The 16,410-nt window shown below is 45.3% G+C and carries 14 protein-coding genes; 10 read left to right on the top strand and 4 right to left on the bottom strand.

The window, feature by feature from the left end; translation table 11 throughout:
• Window positions 1-5: 5 nt before the first annotated feature.
• On the bottom strand, window positions 6-1,196 hold the full coding sequence (locus tag QI63_RS04925; protein ID WP_044014404.1) for a THUMP domain-containing class I SAM-dependent RNA methyltransferase: 1,191 nt from the start codon (window positions 1,194-1,196) through the stop codon (window positions 6-8).
• A 180-nt stretch (window positions 1,197-1,376) separates the two neighbouring features.
• Here QI63_RS04925 and QI63_RS04920 point away from each other — a divergent pair, with 180 nt between their 5' ends.
• From QI63_RS04920 to QI63_RS04880, 8 genes are all read left to right on the top strand, one after another.
• Window positions 1,377-6,179 (top strand): right-handed parallel beta-helix repeat-containing protein, encoded by a 4,803-nt coding sequence (locus tag QI63_RS04920; RefSeq protein WP_044014401.1) that lies wholly within the window; start codon window positions 1,377-1,379, stop codon window positions 6,177-6,179.
• Between the two features lie 206 nt (window positions 6,180-6,385).
• Window positions 6,386-7,897: a bifunctional ADP-dependent NAD(P)H-hydrate dehydratase/NAD(P)H-hydrate epimerase gene (locus QI63_RS04915; RefSeq protein WP_044014399.1), complete on the top strand. Its 1,512-nt coding sequence runs from the start codon at window positions 6,386-6,388 to the stop codon at window positions 7,895-7,897.
• An 81-nt stretch (window positions 7,898-7,978) separates the two neighbouring features.
• Window positions 7,979-8,239 (top strand): type II toxin-antitoxin system Phd/YefM family antitoxin, encoded by a 261-nt coding sequence (locus QI63_RS04910; protein ID WP_044014397.1) that lies wholly within the window; start codon window positions 7,979-7,981, stop codon window positions 8,237-8,239.
• The gene (locus QI63_RS04905) at window positions 8,229-8,543 is read left to right on the top strand and encodes a type II toxin-antitoxin system RelE/ParE family toxin (RefSeq protein WP_044014394.1); all 315 of its coding nucleotides are present in this window, start codon (window positions 8,229-8,231) and stop codon (window positions 8,541-8,543) included. Before QI63_RS04910 ends, QI63_RS04905 begins: the two co-directional genes overlap by 11 nt.
• Window positions 8,544-8,616: 73 nt before the next feature.
• Entirely contained in the window at window positions 8,617-9,492 is an 876-nt protein-coding gene (locus tag QI63_RS04900; protein WP_044014392.1) for an SPL family radical SAM protein, read from the top strand.
• Between the two features lie 49 nt (window positions 9,493-9,541).
• Window positions 9,542-9,805 carry a hypothetical protein gene (locus tag QI63_RS04895; RefSeq protein ID WP_044014390.1) on the top strand — a complete coding sequence of 88 codons (264 nt, stop codon included), beginning with the start codon at window positions 9,542-9,544 and terminating at the stop codon, window positions 9,803-9,805.
• A 336-nt stretch (window positions 9,806-10,141) separates the two neighbouring features.
• On the top strand, window positions 10,142-10,816 hold the full coding sequence (locus QI63_RS04885) for a SanA/YdcF family protein (RefSeq protein WP_044014386.1): 675 nt from the start codon (window positions 10,142-10,144) through the stop codon (window positions 10,814-10,816).
• A gap of 71 nt (window positions 10,817-10,887) precedes the next feature.
• Complete coding sequence (locus QI63_RS04880) at window positions 10,888-11,646, top strand: glycerophosphodiester phosphodiesterase (protein WP_081984405.1); 759 nt, start codon at window positions 10,888-10,890, stop codon at window positions 11,644-11,646.
• Here QI63_RS04880 and QI63_RS04875 read toward each other — a convergent pair.
• The 3 genes from QI63_RS04875 to gltX form a co-directional block, all read right to left on the bottom strand.
• Window positions 11,603-12,628, bottom strand: coding sequence for a CDP-alcohol phosphatidyltransferase family protein (locus QI63_RS04875; protein WP_044014384.1), 1,026 nt, complete (start codon window positions 12,626-12,628; stop codon window positions 11,603-11,605). The two genes, QI63_RS04880 and QI63_RS04875, sit on opposite strands and share 44 nt — an antisense overlap.
• 91 nt (window positions 12,629-12,719) lie before the next feature.
• On the bottom strand, window positions 12,720-14,072 hold the full coding sequence (locus tag QI63_RS04870) for a glycine--tRNA ligase (RefSeq protein ID WP_044014383.1): 1,353 nt from the start codon (window positions 14,070-14,072) through the stop codon (window positions 12,720-12,722).
• A 42-nt stretch (window positions 14,073-14,114) separates the two neighbouring features.
• Window positions 14,115-15,638, bottom strand: coding sequence for a glutamate--tRNA ligase (gltX, locus tag QI63_RS04865; RefSeq protein WP_044014380.1), 1,524 nt, complete (start codon window positions 15,636-15,638; stop codon window positions 14,115-14,117).
• A gap of 179 nt (window positions 15,639-15,817) precedes the next feature.
• Between gltX and QI63_RS04860 the strand changes: the two genes are divergently transcribed.
• Together QI63_RS04860 and QI63_RS04855 are read left to right on the top strand one after the other, a co-directional pair.
• On the top strand, window positions 15,818-16,066 hold the full coding sequence (locus tag QI63_RS04860) for a type II toxin-antitoxin system Phd/YefM family antitoxin (RefSeq protein ID WP_235619786.1): 249 nt from the start codon (window positions 15,818-15,820) through the stop codon (window positions 16,064-16,066).
• The gene (locus tag QI63_RS04855; protein WP_052185483.1) at window positions 16,066-16,407 is read left to right on the top strand and encodes a type II toxin-antitoxin system RelE family toxin; all 342 of its coding nucleotides are present in this window, start codon (window positions 16,066-16,068) and stop codon (window positions 16,405-16,407) included. Before QI63_RS04860 ends, QI63_RS04855 begins: the two co-directional genes overlap by 1 nt.
• Window positions 16,408-16,410 lie beyond the last annotated feature (3 nt).

The raw sequence follows: 16,410 nt of genomic DNA, 5'->3' as shown, positions 1-16,410 counted from the left end.
CCTTTCTACAATCCGTATGAATACAGGCAGGTGTCGAGGTTACCGCTCTTTAACGGCCGCTTTTTGAGCGTAATGCCTGCACGCAGGAATATGTCTGCAAAAGCCGGTTTGTCGGTAATAAAACCTAAACGCCAGTTGTCAAACTCGTGCGGAATGGACGTCATTTTTTCGTAGAGCGTGGTTGCTTCCTGTTCATCGCCGAGGCGGTCTCCATAAGGCGGATTGGAAAGGAGCACCCCTTCGGGATACGGCGCGGTAAGTTCGCTAAAATCAGCTTGGATAAATTCGGGGCGCGGGATACGGTTATCTTTTCCAATCCGTTGCAGCGCTTTGCCTGCAAGCATACAAGCGCGCTCCGCATTGGTTTGCGCAAGCCGCACCGCCTCAGGATCGTTGTCGGAACCGCTCACTCGCACCAAGCAATCCGTGCGGATATTGAGCGCACCGCGCCGGCGCTCTTCTTCAATAAGCTGCCGGTCTTTTTTAGACGAATAACAGGTAAAGGTTTCAAAGGCAAAGCTGCGGCCGATTCCGGGCGGGATATTATAGGCATACCACGCCGCTTCAATCGGGATGGTACCCGAACCGCAAAAAGCGTCATGCAGCGGCAGCTTCCGTTTCCATTGCATACACTGCAACAGAACAGCCGCCAGCGTTTCCCTCATCGGCGCGGCGCCTCCGCTTAAGCGGTATCCCCGCCGGTGCAGCGGCTCTCCCGAAAGGTCAAGCAGCAGATACACGCGGTTATGTTCTATGTATATGCGTATACTGTACTCTCTCCCTGTTTCCGGTAATACATCCATCTTCCATGCGGAACAGAGCGCGGTGCATACCGCCTTATGAACAGCCCGCTGCACTGCATGTTCGGAAGCGAGTTTACTCTTAAAGGTTCTGACTTTGTCTACCGTTATCTTGGAATCTTTGGAAAAAAAACGCTGCCAATCTACTGCGGCAACGGTGTCATACAACGTATCGAAGTTATCAGCGGCAAATTCTTTCAGGACGAGATAGAGCCTGTCCGCAGTGCGGAGGTAAAAGTTTGCACGCATAATGCTTACGACTTCAGGCTCCTTCAGTGTAGAGGTAAAAAAAACACGTCCCGGCAATCGGTTAACCGGTTTAAAGTCTAACAGTTTTAATTCATTTGAAAGGATCGGCTCCGCGCCGACTGCGCAAAGCGCTAAAAATTCAAGCATGAAAGGACTATACTCATTTTAATTGATTTGCACAATTGGATATTAGGGAATGCCGGGGCAGCTTGAGCTTTTAGCGATGCCCTTGTTATTTCTATAAAAATAGCAGATACTCAAGCCCATAATACAGCTGTTTTTTATTATCGGTTTTAATAATCCCTTATCCTCAAAACGAAGGAACGTATGCGTAAAGTTTTTACCCTTTTAACCGGAATTTTTTTCACTTTTTTATTTACCTCTTGTGAGCAGTTTACCTCGGATATAGATACATATTTGGGGTATTGGGCGGCAGAGATTGCTCCGGTAAGCTATAGCATTGATCAGCTTCAAAAACCGTACCCAACAAATAAAGACGATGTCTTGTGTATACCATCAACAAGCGATGTAACGGTTACGATTAACCTGCGTAATCCGAAAAACTTTACGCTCGTTATGCCTAACTCCCCTTCTCTCGATGCAGGAAAGGTTATCACATTTCCCGGGCTTTCGCCGCAGCCTGAGTATGGCGAGTTGAAAGACTACACTTTAACGCAAACCGCAAACGATAAACTGGAACTTAAATACAAATCGACCTTTTTGCAAGCGCACGAGTGGGGTAACGGTAACATTAGTCCTGAAATTACCTTCATCACTGGCCGCAGGGTGTTTCGTAGAAAGTTCAACTTAAATTTAAAAGTTGACACCGCCCCTGCTTTGGAGTACGCGGGAATCGGAAAAACGACGGTTGGTACTGACAACTACTATGTGCTTTTATTCCGCGTAAAAGGTATGAATACCCCGATTACCGACAGCAGTGTACATAAAGACATCAAGAAATTGATTGTTACGGCGGGCGGAGGAAGCCCTGTTGAGATTCCGCTTACCTTTAACACAGGCAAGACCGACTTTGTAGCGAGTGCCGATCTTTTGGCCTCAGACGTGGTACAAAAACTTAAACCGGGCGATCCCGAACTTCCTGCTTCGGACACGCAGGATTGGATACTCCGCTTAAAGACCGATGTAAAAGTCGGCGGTCCTGAAAAAGCATACGATGTCAGCATAAAAGACGCACAAGGAGTAAGTTCCGCGGTCATATCGGCAGGTACTCCCAAAAATAAGCTTGGCGATGTGAAATTGCTTGACGGTTTGACCCCAATGGCGGAAACCCCTACATCGCCGGGAGTATCTGAGGCAAATCCGAAAGTATTTGCAGGTATGAGCGTAAAAACCTTGACAGCAAAAGCACAAAGCGGAGCGGCGATAACGGGAGCTATCTATAAGAAAAACGGCAGCGCTTGGACAGAGACGGATACCGTAAGCGGTATAACGCCTGTTACGGTAAACTTACCGGCGTTCGGCACAGGCGAAACCGAAGCGCTCTACAAAATTACTCTCAAAGCTCGGTTAAGCGGCTACGACGACAGCGACTCAAAAGACTTTTTTATTAAGTCGGTACGGCAGGAGCTGCCCATCCTTAAACTGAAGCAGGCTTTTGGCAGCAGCGATAACTCTTTGTACTGCATCAGCGCAGGCACTAAAGGCTATGTTACAGAAGACATCATTCCCGATGCGGGACAGTATATATCCTCAAACCCGCTGGTTATTTACAGTATGCGCAGCGGACAGTGCAAGCTTGCGCTTAGTGCGTCCGCAGGAACCACGGTAAAGTATAAGCTGGACAGCGGTACCGAACAGTCGCCGTCGGCGCCGGCGGAAATAATGGTATCCGTCGGTGCACACATACTTGAAGTATGGACTGTAAAGGGCACAATAGAAGGGCCGCCCACTACCATGCATATTAAGGTGGTAGATGCCGTAAGAGCCTACGGCGAACTTAAAAACCTTGTAAAAAACGCTCCCGAACAAGGTACGGGTACGGGGCAGTATAATTATAGCAGCCCCATAGATATTAAAATCGGCGACGACCTGAACGCTTCGATCGATACCGAAATAGCGATAACCGGCGGCAAAAAACTGGAACTGCTTAGTTCGCAAAGCGGTACCGTCCGCACTGTAAACGCAAATAACAACGGGCGCATCTTCAAAGTAAGCGGAGCCGGCACGGAGCTTACGCTGAATGATATAAAGCTTATGAACGGTAAGCCTGCTGACAACAAAGGTGGGGCGGCTTACGTCGAAACGGGCGGCATACTTGTGCTGAAAGGCAAGACCGTTATTACCCCATCCATCGGCAGTGAAGTAAACACGCCGGGCAAAAATGACGTGTATCTGGATATTACGAAGAGTTCTTCGATTAAAGTGGATAGTGCTTTGACGAGTACCGAGCCCATTGTTGCCCGCATTACACCTGTACCATACAGCGATACGCATAGAGTGCTTACGGGTACAGCCGTCGGCGGTGAATATATCAAGTTCAGTGTAACACAAACCTCCGATTCAACAAACCTATGGAAAATAAAGAATGACGGAAGATTGGAAGCGATTCCCAGTGTTATAAACGGCTCGGACTCCCTCGCATGGCAAAAGCTGAAAAATGCCGTGCAGAATTTCCCCAACGGTAGTATTATCACCATCAACGGCGAAATTAAAGCGACAAACGAAGGTTCGGGCCCGACAGCCAATTACGGCGAAATCGTTATCAACAAGAACCTCACGATTAAGGGCAAAACCGGAGCGACTACAGACATTCTTAACGCAAACAGTACTACTACCGATCCCAATGCCCCTGTGACAAAGCACCGCATCTTCAAGGTAACAAGCGGTAAAACGCTTACCCTTGAAAACCTGACGCTCAAAAACGGCAAGGCAGAAGGGACTGCACCGGCTGACTGCGGCGGGGCAATTTACACAGACGGCGGTACAATCAATATTACAAACTGCACGATTACCGGCAGCGAGGCGGGCAACGGTGGAGCTGTTTATACACGTCAAAACAGTACCATAACGATGAGCGGCGGTAAAATCTGCGCCAATAAAGCATCGTCGTTCGGCGGCGGTATGTATATACACACCAGTACATTGAAACTTACAAACAATGCACTCATCGGCGGTGAGCAATATTATGCAGATTCCGCACCCAACAAGATAAAAGGTAATATTGCAGAGAACGGCGGCGGCATATACTTTGAGTCAACCGGTAACAAAACGTTTGTGATGGAAAACAGTACCGTCTCTTTCAATACCGCGGACGGGACTTTGTTGCATAATGACAGCAGTGGCGGCGGCGTGACACTTGGCTCATCTATAGAGTTTACAATGAAAGGCGGTGCGGTAAAAAACAACAAAGCCGTCAGTGATACCGGAAACCTGTGCGGCGGAGGCATAGCACTCCGCGGTACAAACAGTAAGTTTATTATGGAAAGCGGCAATCCTGAAATATCCGGCAACGAAGCAGTCAGTACGAGTGCAAACGCTTCCGGAGGCGGCATATTTGTCGGCTTCGGCGTAACGTTGGATATTAAATCCGGAAATATTACCGGCAACGATGCAAAAGAAGGGCAAGGCGTGTATGTATCTTATTCAATGTCTTCCCCTCCAAATATGTGTATGTCCGGCAGTGCAAAAATCGATACAAACAACGATGTATATTTGTCAGGGTTTTCCACCAATACAAAAATTAAACTTGACGGTGTATTAAGCGGTGTCGCTCCTGTGGCACGCATTACCGTATCGAACAACAAATACCTGCCGAGTACGCAAGTGCTTGACGGCGATATAACAGAAGGTACACCGCAAAACTATACCAAGTTTACCGTAACGCCGAAAACTTTAGGCGGGGGAAGTACGCAGCAATGGGAAATAAACAGTAGCGGATTTTTACAAAAGGCACCCGTAGTTATAAACAACACAGGTCTTGCGTGGCAAAATCTCAGAGACGCGGTTGCCGCCGCCGCGGACGGTGACACCATCATCATAAACGGTGAGATTAAAGCGACAAACGCTAGTGATAACAAAGGCGAAATTACTGTCAATAAAAACCTTACGATAAAAAAAGCGGACGGCGCAATATCTGCCGTTTTGGACGCAAACTGCAATCATAGTGGCACTCCTCCTTATGGTGCTCCTACAACGCAGTACCGTATCTTTGATGTACAAAGCGGCAAGACACTCAAGCTTGAAAATTTGACACTTAAAAACGGAAACAAAGTAGGTATAACTGGCGGCGGTATTTTGGTTACCGGCAAAGTAGAGCTTACAAACTGTACTATCGAAAGCTGCAAAGCGTCAGACGGCGGTGCAATAGGAGGCAGGGGTGAGGCAAAACTTACAAATACAGTAATTAAAAAGTGCGAGGCAACGTCCAAAGGTGGCGCTATTTACACAAAAGGCGGTAACGTTACCATGACGAACTGCACCCTTACGGGCAACAAGGCAAAGAACGGTGGCGCCATCTATGCGGAAAAGAACACTGGGCCGAGTATACCGGCTGCCGTAACAATCACAGGCGGTGCAATCGGCGACATAAATGCGTCTAACGCAAATAAAGCGACCGGGACTGGAACAGACGGTAACGGCGGTGGCATTTATATCGGGGGAGACTGCACAGTCACACTTATAGACGGCGTACAGGTTATCGGCAACACGGCAGTAAACGGTGGCGGTGTATATGTGGATATAAACAGTACATTTAAGATGTCCGGCGGCACAATTCAGAAGAATAATATAAACGGTGCGGGAAAAGGCGTTTATGTAGCAGCCTCTTCCGGTAGTATGGGTAATCAAAATGGTAGGTTTATTATGGGTGATGAAGCCTGTGTTGGAGAATGGGAAAACAATGGCGCTCTGAAAGACGGAAATGATGTTTATTTAGGACAAAACAGTGACAGCGGCGAGCTTGTGAGCATTGTCATTGACGGCGAGAAGCCCATAACGAAATCGAAGGTTGCCTGTATTACTCCGCACGCATATAACTTTGAAGACATTGTACTAAGGATGTCGAACGGCACTGCGGTAGGAGCTTATACGGGTAAGTTCACCGTAACGCCGCAAACAACTCCTGCACAGGAGTGGAAGGTAGGTAATGACGGCAAACTGATACACAAGTAATCGTAAACAGTGGAACATAAAAAATTGGGAATGGATACTATTACCCATTCCTAATTTTTATGTGTATATGAGTGTATTGTTTCCGCTATACACCTTAATTAAACGGGGACAAAGCGATGGAAAATCGGTAATTAACGCAAGTGCGGGGATGTCGACAAACTTCGTTTTTTAGAGATACCCAATAGTGCCTTTCTGAGAGGTTTTTTATGGAAAAGATATTTGACTCGGTACGGGAGCTGGATAAGCGGGCAGAAGATGCCTTTAATCTAAAAAACGGTGTACTGATGGAACATGCTGCCCGCGGTATGGCCGAACGTATTCGGAATCTTCTTTTATCACGTTTATTGTATCCACAAAATATACAGGGACGTTCGAGGCAGAACAATACTTTGGATTTACCGTCTTCGCACATAAAATCGCTGCAGATGGAACTGCCGCTTGTGCAGATTGTCTGCGGTTCGGGTGATAACGGCGGAGACGGGTATGCTCTTGCGCGGCTGCTTGCCGATTTTTGTGCTGTTCGGGTGATTTCGGTAAAAGAACCGAAATCACCTTTGTGTAAACTGCAACGGGAACGGCTTGAGCTGCTTGGTATTCCGGTAGCCGCTGAATTGCAGGAACGTTGTGATGTACTGGTTGATGCGGTGTTCGGCACTGGAATTCGCGGTAGCCTCGATAGCGAAATGTGTGCCTTGATTGAGCGGATGAATGTAGTACAGGGCTATAAGATTGCCTGCGATATTCCGAGTGGTTTAAATGAATTCGGTATACCGTCGCCTGTTGCGTTCCGCGCCGATGAAACTTGTACCATGGGTGCCCTTAAAACAGCTCTCTATGCCGACGCCGCAAAGGATTATACCGGGGCGATTCATGTTTGTAATCTCGGTTTGCCGAGGTGCTGCTACGAAGGTGAAACCGATACCTTTCTTCTGTCAGCAGAGGATATGAAGCTGCCTCACCGCCGTGTGCAGAATACCCACAAGATGAGCTACGGGCATGGGCTTTTTTTCTGCGGCGAAAAAACCGGCGCCTGTATGCTGGCGGCCACAGCTGCGCTCCATTTCGGGATCGGTTTGGTTACTGTATTCGGAGAACCTGTGCCTGCCGCTCCGTTTGATTTTATGTATACGTTACAGCTGCCCGAAAACTTTTCCGCAGCGATGGTCGGCTCCGGATTAGGGCGAAGCTTCGCTGCACAGGCTCGGGCGCTCGACTTCCTTTCACAAGAGCTTGTTCGGGAATGTCCGCTCATTCTTGACGCCGATATACTGCATAACACCAAACTGCCTACACTGCTGCCACTTTTCAAAACGCCTATTCTAACGCCGCATCCAAAGGAGTTCCAAAGTCTGCTTGCAAATAGCGGGCTCGCGCAGGTAAGTGTCGCCGAAATACAGGAGCGCCGGTTTGAATATTTGAGACTGTTTTGCGGCGCTTTCCCGCAGGCAGTCATAGTATTGAAAGGTGCTTATCCGCTTGTCGGCTGCGGAAACCAAGTATTTGTGAATCCGCTCGGAACCAATGCGCTCGCCAAAGCGGGTTCGGGCGATGTACTGAGCGGGATGATTACCGCATTAGTGGCTCAAGGATATCCGCCCTTGGAGGCTGCGTATACCGCAAGCCTTGCCCATGCCGAAGCTGCAAAACTACTGCATACTGCCGACTACGGTTTAACGGCGAGCACACTTGCGGAGGCCGTTGCTAAACTGGGATGCTAAAGGAGTAACAACAAACTATGCCAAGACCTAGATAGACAATACGGCTTTATTGTGGTATTATCATGCCATAGAGGGATAGTTATGCCGCAAATAGTTCCGATACGTGATTTAAAGAATACTGCAAATATTTCCGCCTTGTGTCATGAAAGTAATGAACCTATTTTTATAACAAAAAACGGTTACGGCGATATGGTAATTATGAGTATGGAAACGTTTGAAAGAAACTCCTTTTTTTATCGTCTGTATGATAATCTGAATGCGGCGGAGCTGGATGTGAAAGAAGGGCGTGTTATCGATGCTGATGATGCAGTTGCAGAACTAAAATCCAAGTATGGTTTATAAAGTCAGAGTAACCGATAAAGCAAAGACTGATCTTGATGAAATTATCAGGTATATTGCGGAAAAGCTTTCAAATGTAACAGCTGCCGCCAATTTGCTTGCGGACTTTGTAAAACAGAAAAATAATTTACAGGATTCGCCATATATGTATCCCCTTTGTAATGACATAAAATTGCAGAAGAAGGGATATCATAGATTCCTTTTTTATAAAAACTATCTAGCTTTGTATTCGATTGATGATAAAGAAAAGATTGTACATATATTGCATATATTTTATGCAAAAAGAGATTATGCAAAATCGGTATAAAACAAAGCATTGAAAAAATATAGGGCACGATAACAGCCATCTCTAACAACTGCCGGATTTTCAGGAATAACAGATGCATTTTGTACAAGCAAAAGGAATTTTATCAGCGAAAAATGGAATGAACTTATACCGCGGTTGCACGCATGGATGTATCTATTGCGACTCGCGCAGTGAGTGTTATCATATAAACCACAGCTTTGAAGATATCGAAATAAAAGAAAATGCAATAGAGCTGCTCGAAGATGCCTTGCAGCGAAAACGCAATAAGTGCATGATCGGTACCGGGTCTATGACCGACCCGTATATGCCGCTGGAAGAAAAACTCGGGATGACGCGGAAAGCGATAGAGACTGTCTACCGCTACGGTTTCGGTTTTACTGTGATAACAAAATCCCCGCTTATATTGCGCGATCTCGAACTTTTACAGGTAATAAACACCAAAGCAAAATGCGTTGTACAAATGACGCTGACCACCTATGATGATAGCTTATGTAAAATACTTGAACCGAATGTTGCCGTTACCAGTGAACGATTTGCCGCGCTTAAAACGCTACGCGACGCAGGTATTCCAACCGTTGTGTGGCTTACGCCTATTCTTCCCTTCATCAATGATACGGTGGAAAACCTCGAAGGTATTTTACAGTATTGTATCGAAGCAAAAGTATGCGGCATCATCTGTTTCGGCATGGGCTTAACGCTCAGAGACGGCAACCGCGAATATTTTTATAAAAAACTCGACACAGCTTTTCCGGGCTTAAAAGAACAATATATCCAACGCTACGGTACTCGCTATTCCGTTATGAGTCCACACAATACACGCCTAATAAATATCTTCCATGCGCGGTGCAAAGAAAACGGCATAGAAACCAATCCCGATGTTATATTTGCGTATTTAAGCGCCTTTGATAAAATCCCCGGAAAGCCGAATGCACAACTGGAATTGTTTTGATATAATGGAAGTCAATACGTAAACAAATCAAATCAATTAGGAGCATATCATGAATGAAAATGAAACTGTAGAAAAGAAAAAGCAGACGCTGCAAGACATTGACATACCGAAATATATCCAAATTGCCAGCGTCATTTTTATTACGCTCTCTATTCTTGCTGCAGCACTTAATTTAGTTATTGATATTTTAACGCAGGGGCATGCAACATTAAATCAATTAGCATATCTTGAAAAGGTCGTATCGAATGTAACGCTCGGATTGGTATTCTGGGGAACAGGCCAAGTATTTGCAAAGTTATTGAGAAAGGCTTAAACTACATGAACCGGCTGTTAAAATATCTTAGATTGTATTTTGGAATTTCGTTTATCCTTTCAATACTCGGATGTATTATTATAGTGATGTCTATACCGATGTCTTTTGATGGGTATACCGCGTATCCAATTTTCGAACAAAAGCCGTATTTTTTCGTGGTGTTACAATTTATTGCTCAAATGATCAGTTCAATCAAAGTAATATTCGGTGTATTGATTGTTAGCCTTATCGGTTTTTTTATCGTTCTACACTTTCGCCGTCTGTACGGAATGTTACGAAGAATGGTATAACGCAACTATCTGTCATTATTATCGTTAAAATTGATGGGAAGATACTATGAAGATATCAACACGCAGAAGTTTTATGAAAAAAATAGTTATCGTATGTGGTGCGTTTATTTTTGTCGCGCTTTGGATCAATTACGATATGGTTCGCTTTGCAAAACAATATGTCAAAAATGCTGATGATGAGTGCCTCTCGAAATCTGATTGCATTTTAGTGTTAGGTGCGCGTGTTTGGCGCAACGGACAGCCGAGCCATATCCTAGAAGATAGAATTATAACCGGTATCGATTTGTACCGTGCCGGTATTTCTCCGGCGATTCTGATGAGTGGTGATCATGGTACAAAAAGCTATGATGAAGTAAAAGCAATGAAACAGTATGCAGTAGAAAGAAGTGTTCCGGCTGATTGTGTGTTTACGGATCATGCCGGTTTTTCTACGTACGATAGCTGTTACCGAGCGCGGGATATTTTTTGTGCAAAAAAAGTGGTGATTGTAACGCAGCAGTATCATTTATATCGGGCTCTCTATATTGCACGCTGTTTGGGTCTTGAGGCATACGGAGTTGCGAGCGACCGGCGGTTTATCTACGGAGAAAAACGCCGTCAGATACGGGAATTTTTTGCACGGATAAAAGCAGTCGGTGCAATTCTGATTAAAGCCGCTCCCCGTTATTTAGGTGAACAAATTCCTATACAAACTTCACAGGGAAGTGCAACGGATGGTTAAGTCTGTGATAAATCTGTGATTGGAAAAATCTTACGTGTACATCATTGCCTCCTCTGTGCTATAATCCCGTCATGATGGAAAAAACAATGCTTAATATTGCGCACAGGGGATTCCGCAGCCGGTACCCTGAAAACACCATGCTTGCCTTTCGGAAAGCAGTAGAAGCCGGGTGCGACGGGATAGAGTTTGATGTGCATCTTTCAAAAGATGGCGAGGCTGTTATTATTCACGATGAAACGGTTGACCGCACGACTGACGGTACGGGGTTGGTCGGACAGAAAACATACCATGAGTTAAAAGCGTTGAATGCCGCAAAGCCGCATCCTGAAACGATAGATTTTGCATCCATTCCTTCATTGCGGGAATACTTTGAATATATTGCAACACAGCCGAATATTATTTCAAATATTGAATTAAAAACCGGCGTTTTTGTTTATGAAGGAATTGAAGAAGTTGTATATCAGCTGATGAAGGAGTACAAACTGATCAGCCGCTGTATTGTGTCGTCTTTTAATCACGAAAGTGTACTACGGATGAAGAAGCTCGATGCATCGGTTGTTTGCGGACTATTGGTAGACAGTTGGCAAATTCATCCTGAGCAGTATGTGCAGAACCTCGGTATCGAATGTTATCACCCATCAGCTTATTGTGTAACGCCCGAACTGGTTGGGGCTTTGCACCGGGCTGGTATCCGTGTCAATCCGTGGTTCGGCAGTATTCAGTGCGATTACCGGCAGCTGATTGAAATGGGGGTAGACAGTCTTATTACCGACTACCCCGATCGGATTACCGCGTTGATGAAAGACCTTCATCCGGCGGCGGCGGATTAATCCAATACCAATACTGCCGGTTTATTCTGACAAACGAGATAAACTTTATCGCAACCCGCACTACCAAATATACAATTTGTACATGTTGAATAAGTGAAGTATAATTCGGGATCAAAAAGAATAATATGAATGAAAGAGGGATGATAATGTCCGGTAAGCACTCACGGCTGTCAAGGTTTGTTGCTGCTAAAAGTGAAGAAAGGAAAAATACATTATAGAAACTTACCACACCTGTGATATACACCATATTGTTCTTCCCAAAGAGACAGGCAGCGGTATAGGTAACGGCAAACGATAGTATTAAATGCGCAATGAGACGGATAGAAATTGCATGAGATCGGATGATTGAATGAATTGCGGAGATGGCTGTTCCCGACATAATAGTGATCAGCAGAGCTTCTCCGCCTGTTATATTCAAAATAAGAACTGTATCTGCTGCTGCGTGAATCGACGGTATTGACATAAGCCACGATGTCAACCCGATAGCAACAATTCCTTCATTGGATCCGATTTTTCCAAAAAACATTACCCGCCGCTTATAGCGTTCCCAGAAACTTCCAATCTGCCCTGCATATAAATTAAAGAAGCCTATTGTAATAAGAGCCGGTTTTGTTATCTTGAAAGATATCATCAGAATACTCATTAAAAGACCGGTCACAAAACAGTCTAAAAAATGGTCAAAATATTCACCAAGCGGTGAACCGGTTCCTGTTTTTCGAGCTTGTTTTCCATCGGCACAATCGCCGGTCAAATACATCAGTGCAAGTAATGGAATAAGCCACCAGTGGTCGTACCTTCCGACATAGTACCCATGTACTGCGACACAAAAAGCAGTAATAATACAAAGAAAGGATGAAAATGTAATAAAATTTGCCGGTACACGATAAGGTAAAATTTCTACCAAAGGATTAACGAAAAACTTATATAATATCGGCGATAGAATAGATTGATCTTCTGCACTATATAAATATTTTTTAGCCATAGAAAACTCCGCGTAAGAGAGTATTGCGTCCCGTATAACACTCGTGTCGCTGTTTATGTTGTGCTATCTGTATTATACGGGAAAATATCGCCTACGCCCTTGTGTAATTTTTTATTTCGGTTCTGATGCGGTTTGCAAGTTCTGTGCGGGGAATGCGAACCTGCTCCATAGAATCGCGGAAGCGTAAGGTTACGGTTCCGTCTTCTTTGCTGTCATAATCGACGGTAACACAGAACGGAGTTCCCGCTTCATCTTGGCGGCGGTATCGTTTACCGATTGCGCCGGATTGGTCGTAGTCTGTGCGGAAGTCTTCGCGCAATTCCGCTTGAATATCCTGTGCCAATTCCGCAAGTCCGTCTTTTTTCATCAAAGGCAGCACCGCTACGGTAATCGGCGCAATAACCGGATGAAAATGTAACACGGTTCGCCAATCATCATCGTTGCCTTTGTCGGCAACTTTTTGCTCTTCGTACGCATCGCAGAGGAACATCAAAAGGTTGCGGGTTAAACCGGCTGAGGTTTCGATGATGTACGGAATATACCGCTCGTTGCCGTTATCCTGATCGATATACTGCATATCCTTACCGGAATATTCGGTATGGCGGGTCAGGTCAAAATTTGTCCGGTTGTGCACACCTTCAAGCTCTTTAAAGCCCATCGGGAATTCGTATTCGATATCGTAGGCGTCTTTTGCATAGTGAGCAAGCTCATCCGGGCCATGCTGATGCCAGCGTAGTTTATCCATGCGGACACCGTGCTTTTTGTAGAACGCCCACCGCTGTTCACGCCAGTAGTTGAACCACTCGTCGTCGGTACCCGGCTTTACAAAAAACTGCATTTCCATCTGCTCAAATTCGCAGGTACGGAAGATAAAGTTTTTCGTTACAATCTCGTTCCGGAATGCCTTTCCGATTTGCGCAATACCGAAGGGAATTTTCATCCGGTTGGACTGCGCAACGTTTTTATAGTTCACATAGATACCCTGTGCGGTTTCGGGGCGTAAGTAGATGAGATTGCTGTTATCGTCCGTCGGTCCGATATGGGTTTTAAACATCAGGTTGAACTTCCGTACATCGGTGAGTTCACCGCCGCAGTCGGGGCATTCTTTTTTAGCTAACTTGTCCTGATCAATCTGATCGGCACGGAAGCGTGCTTTACATTTTTTGCAGTCAACCAACGGATCGGTAAAGTTCTCCACATGCCCGGAAGCCTCCCACACACGTGGGTGCATCAAAATAGCTGCATCGATACCGACAATTGAGTTGTGCAGCTGGGTCATTTCCTTCCACCATGCGCGGGCGATGTTGTTTTTTAATTCAATCCCGAGCGGGCCGTAATCCCATGCCCCGTTTTGCCCTCCGTAAATTTCAGAAGACTGAAACACAAAACCGCGCCTCTTGCACAGGCTGACAATTTTTTCCATTGAAATTGCGTGATCTTCCATACTGTAAGCTCCTTTTTTAGTTATGCAAAGTGTCGCTGACTGCTATGCAAAGCGTTCCTTGATTGTTTTTTCGATACGGGCAATAGAGCGGTCTATACCTAAGATCTGTATCGAACCGACCAGCGGCGGACTTACGCGGCTGCCCGTAACGGCCATACGCATCGGCATCATAAAGTCGCCCAATTTAACGCCCATTGCCTCTGCCTCCGCACGGAACACCTCGCTTGCCGCGTGCTCGTCAAGGTTTGCAATCGAAGGCAGAACGATCTTTGCTTTTTCGAGTACCGCCTTCGTTTTCTCCGCATCCAGTTTCTTGGGGATAATCTCTTCTGCAGGCGGCACAGTCGGTTCTTCAAAGAGGAACCGCACCATTTGCGGGGCTTCCGTCAAAAAGTGGAGGCGTTCTTTAATGAGCGGCATCACCTTCATCAGCATTGCCTTTTGTTCATCGGTAGGTTTAAGCAGAGTCTGGTCGGCAAAACGTAATCCGGCTGCTTCACGCGCTGCTTGATCTTGCTCACCGAAGATTCCGGAGTTCGCAATGAACGGCCATGTCAACTCAAAGAGTTCTTCATCGGTTTTAAGCCGCATATACTGTCCGTTAAACCATTCCAGTTTTTTATAGTCGAAGATTGCAGGGGCTTTATTGATGTGTTCGGGATTAAAGCGTTCTCCCAATTCCTGGAGTGAGAACATATCTCGGCCTTCTTCGTAAGAACAACCGAGCATCGCAACATAGTTGATAATCGCTTCTTTTAAATAGCCGTTGTTGCGGAATTCATTACAGCTGGTCGCGCCGTGCCGCTTGGAAAGTTTGTGTCCGTCATTTCCCATTACCATCGGCAAATGGCAAAAATCAGGATGATCCCACCCGAATGCCTTATACATAATGACATGCATCGGGGTAGAGGGAATCCATTCTTGGGCACGCATGACATGTGTAATCTTCATTAAGTGATCATCGACAACGTTTGCCAAGTGATAGGTGGGGAAGCCGTCGCTTTTCAGCAAGATAGGGTCAGGGTTGATGTCTTCGTTTTTCCACTCGATTGTACCGAGGAGCACATCGTGGAACACTGTTGTTCCTTCAAGCGGCACCTTAAGGCGGATAACATAGGGTTTTCCCGCTGCGATATTCGCATCGATTTCTTCCTGCGTTAAATTGCGGCAGTGCCGGTCATAGCCCGGAGGCATCTTATTCATGGTCTGGATTTTTCTTATGCGTTCGAGCCGTTCTTCATCGCAAAAGCAATAATAAGCATGGCCGCTTTTTACCAGCTTATCGGCGTACTCGCGGTATAATTCGGAACGTTGCGATTGAATATAGGGGGCATAAGGGCCTCCGCGCGGGCCGCCTTCATCCCAGTCCATTCCAAGCCAGTCAAGGGTATCGTAAAGATTTGTTTCGTATTCGGCAGCATAGCGGGTTTGATCGGTGTCTTCTATACGCAAGATGAATTTTCCGCCGGTAGCGCGGGAAAAAAGATAATTAAATAATGCAGTACGTACTCCGCCAATGTGCTGTAATCCTGTCGGAGACGGAGCATAACGGCTTCGAGTTTCCATATTTTACTCCTAACCATTTTGTAAAAAAATGACAGTTTATAATTATAGAAACTTTTATCCTTTTAAGCAAGTACGGTTTTTTTAATTGGTTGTTGTCATGGATAACTTGACTATATAGAAAAATATATATTATTATATATTTAAGAGGTGATGAAATGTTAGTGGAAACTACTCAAATTATGCCTATAACCCAGTTGCAGAAAACTCTTACGCAGACTGTCAGAAAGATTTCTGAGGACAAACAGCCGGTTTTCATCATGAAAAACAACATTATGGAAGCGGTTATGATTCCGTTCGACCGTTATGAAAAACTTTCCGAACTGGAAGAACTTGAAGAACATAAAGAAATTTTTTCGATGGTTCAAGACAGGCTAAGTCATTATGACGCTTCAAAGACAGTCAGCTTATCATCTTTGCGGAATAAATAATGGCAGAAAAATGGGAAGAAAAAAAAGACAAATTCGAAAAAATCCAATTAATTCCGGAGGCTGCTGAAGAATATAACAATTTGGATGGCAGTATCAAAATTGAGGTAGATAAGAAATTTATAAAACTTGATAAAAACCCCTTTCTTGGTTTTCCGTTAGGTAATAAAGCTAATATGGATTTGACAGGTTTTTATAAACTTTATGCCTGTGGAAAAAGTGTTCGGATCGTTTATCGACTTCTGACCCCCGAAAAAGTAGAAATTATAGAAGTTTGGGGCATCGGGGAAAGGGAAAATATGGAAGTATATAAAGATGTAGAAGACCGGAAAAACGGCTCCTAAAGA

The sequence above is a fragment of the Treponema sp. OMZ 838 genome, assembly GCF_000775995.1.
GTDB lineage: Bacteria > Spirochaetota > Spirochaetia > Treponematales > Treponemataceae > Treponema.
The sequence above is the reverse complement of the archived record's forward strand: the minus strand, read 5'-3'. Positions and strand labels throughout refer to the sequence as shown.

Coding starts and splice junctions, on each gene's coding strand:
- QI63_RS04925 (WP_044014404.1), bottom strand. CDS start 1,196: ATGCTTGAATTTTTAGCGCTTTGCGCAGTCGGCGCGGAGCCGATCCTT.
- QI63_RS04920 (WP_044014401.1), top strand. CDS start 1,377: ATGCGTAAAGTTTTTACCCTTTTAACCGGAATTTTTTTCACTTTTTTA.
- QI63_RS04915 (WP_044014399.1), top strand. CDS start 6,386: ATGGAAAAGATATTTGACTCGGTACGGGAGCTGGATAAGCGGGCAGAA.
- QI63_RS04910 (WP_044014397.1), top strand. CDS start 7,979: ATGCCGCAAATAGTTCCGATACGTGATTTAAAGAATACTGCAAATATT.
- QI63_RS04905 (WP_044014394.1), top strand. CDS start 8,229: ATGGTTTATAAAGTCAGAGTAACCGATAAAGCAAAGACTGATCTTGAT.
- QI63_RS04900 (WP_044014392.1), top strand. CDS start 8,617: ATGCATTTTGTACAAGCAAAAGGAATTTTATCAGCGAAAAATGGAATG.
- QI63_RS04895 (WP_044014390.1), top strand. CDS start 9,542: ATGAATGAAAATGAAACTGTAGAAAAGAAAAAGCAGACGCTGCAAGAC.
- QI63_RS04885 (WP_044014386.1), top strand. CDS start 10,142: ATGAAGATATCAACACGCAGAAGTTTTATGAAAAAAATAGTTATCGTA.
- QI63_RS04880 (WP_081984405.1), top strand. CDS start 10,888: ATGATGGAAAAAACAATGCTTAATATTGCGCACAGGGGATTCCGCAGC.
- QI63_RS04875 (WP_044014384.1), bottom strand. CDS start 12,628: ATGGCTAAAAAATATTTATATAGTGCAGAAGATCAATCTATTCTATCG.
- QI63_RS04870 (WP_044014383.1), bottom strand. CDS start 14,072: ATGGAAGATCACGCAATTTCAATGGAAAAAATTGTCAGCCTGTGCAAG.
- gltX (WP_044014380.1), bottom strand. CDS start 15,638: ATGGAAACTCGAAGCCGTTATGCTCCGTCTCCGACAGGATTACAGCAC.
- QI63_RS04860 (WP_235619786.1), top strand. CDS start 15,818: ATGCCTATAACCCAGTTGCAGAAAACTCTTACGCAGACTGTCAGAAAG.
- QI63_RS04855 (WP_052185483.1), top strand. CDS start 16,066: ATGGCAGAAAAATGGGAAGAAAAAAAAGACAAATTCGAAAAAATCCAA.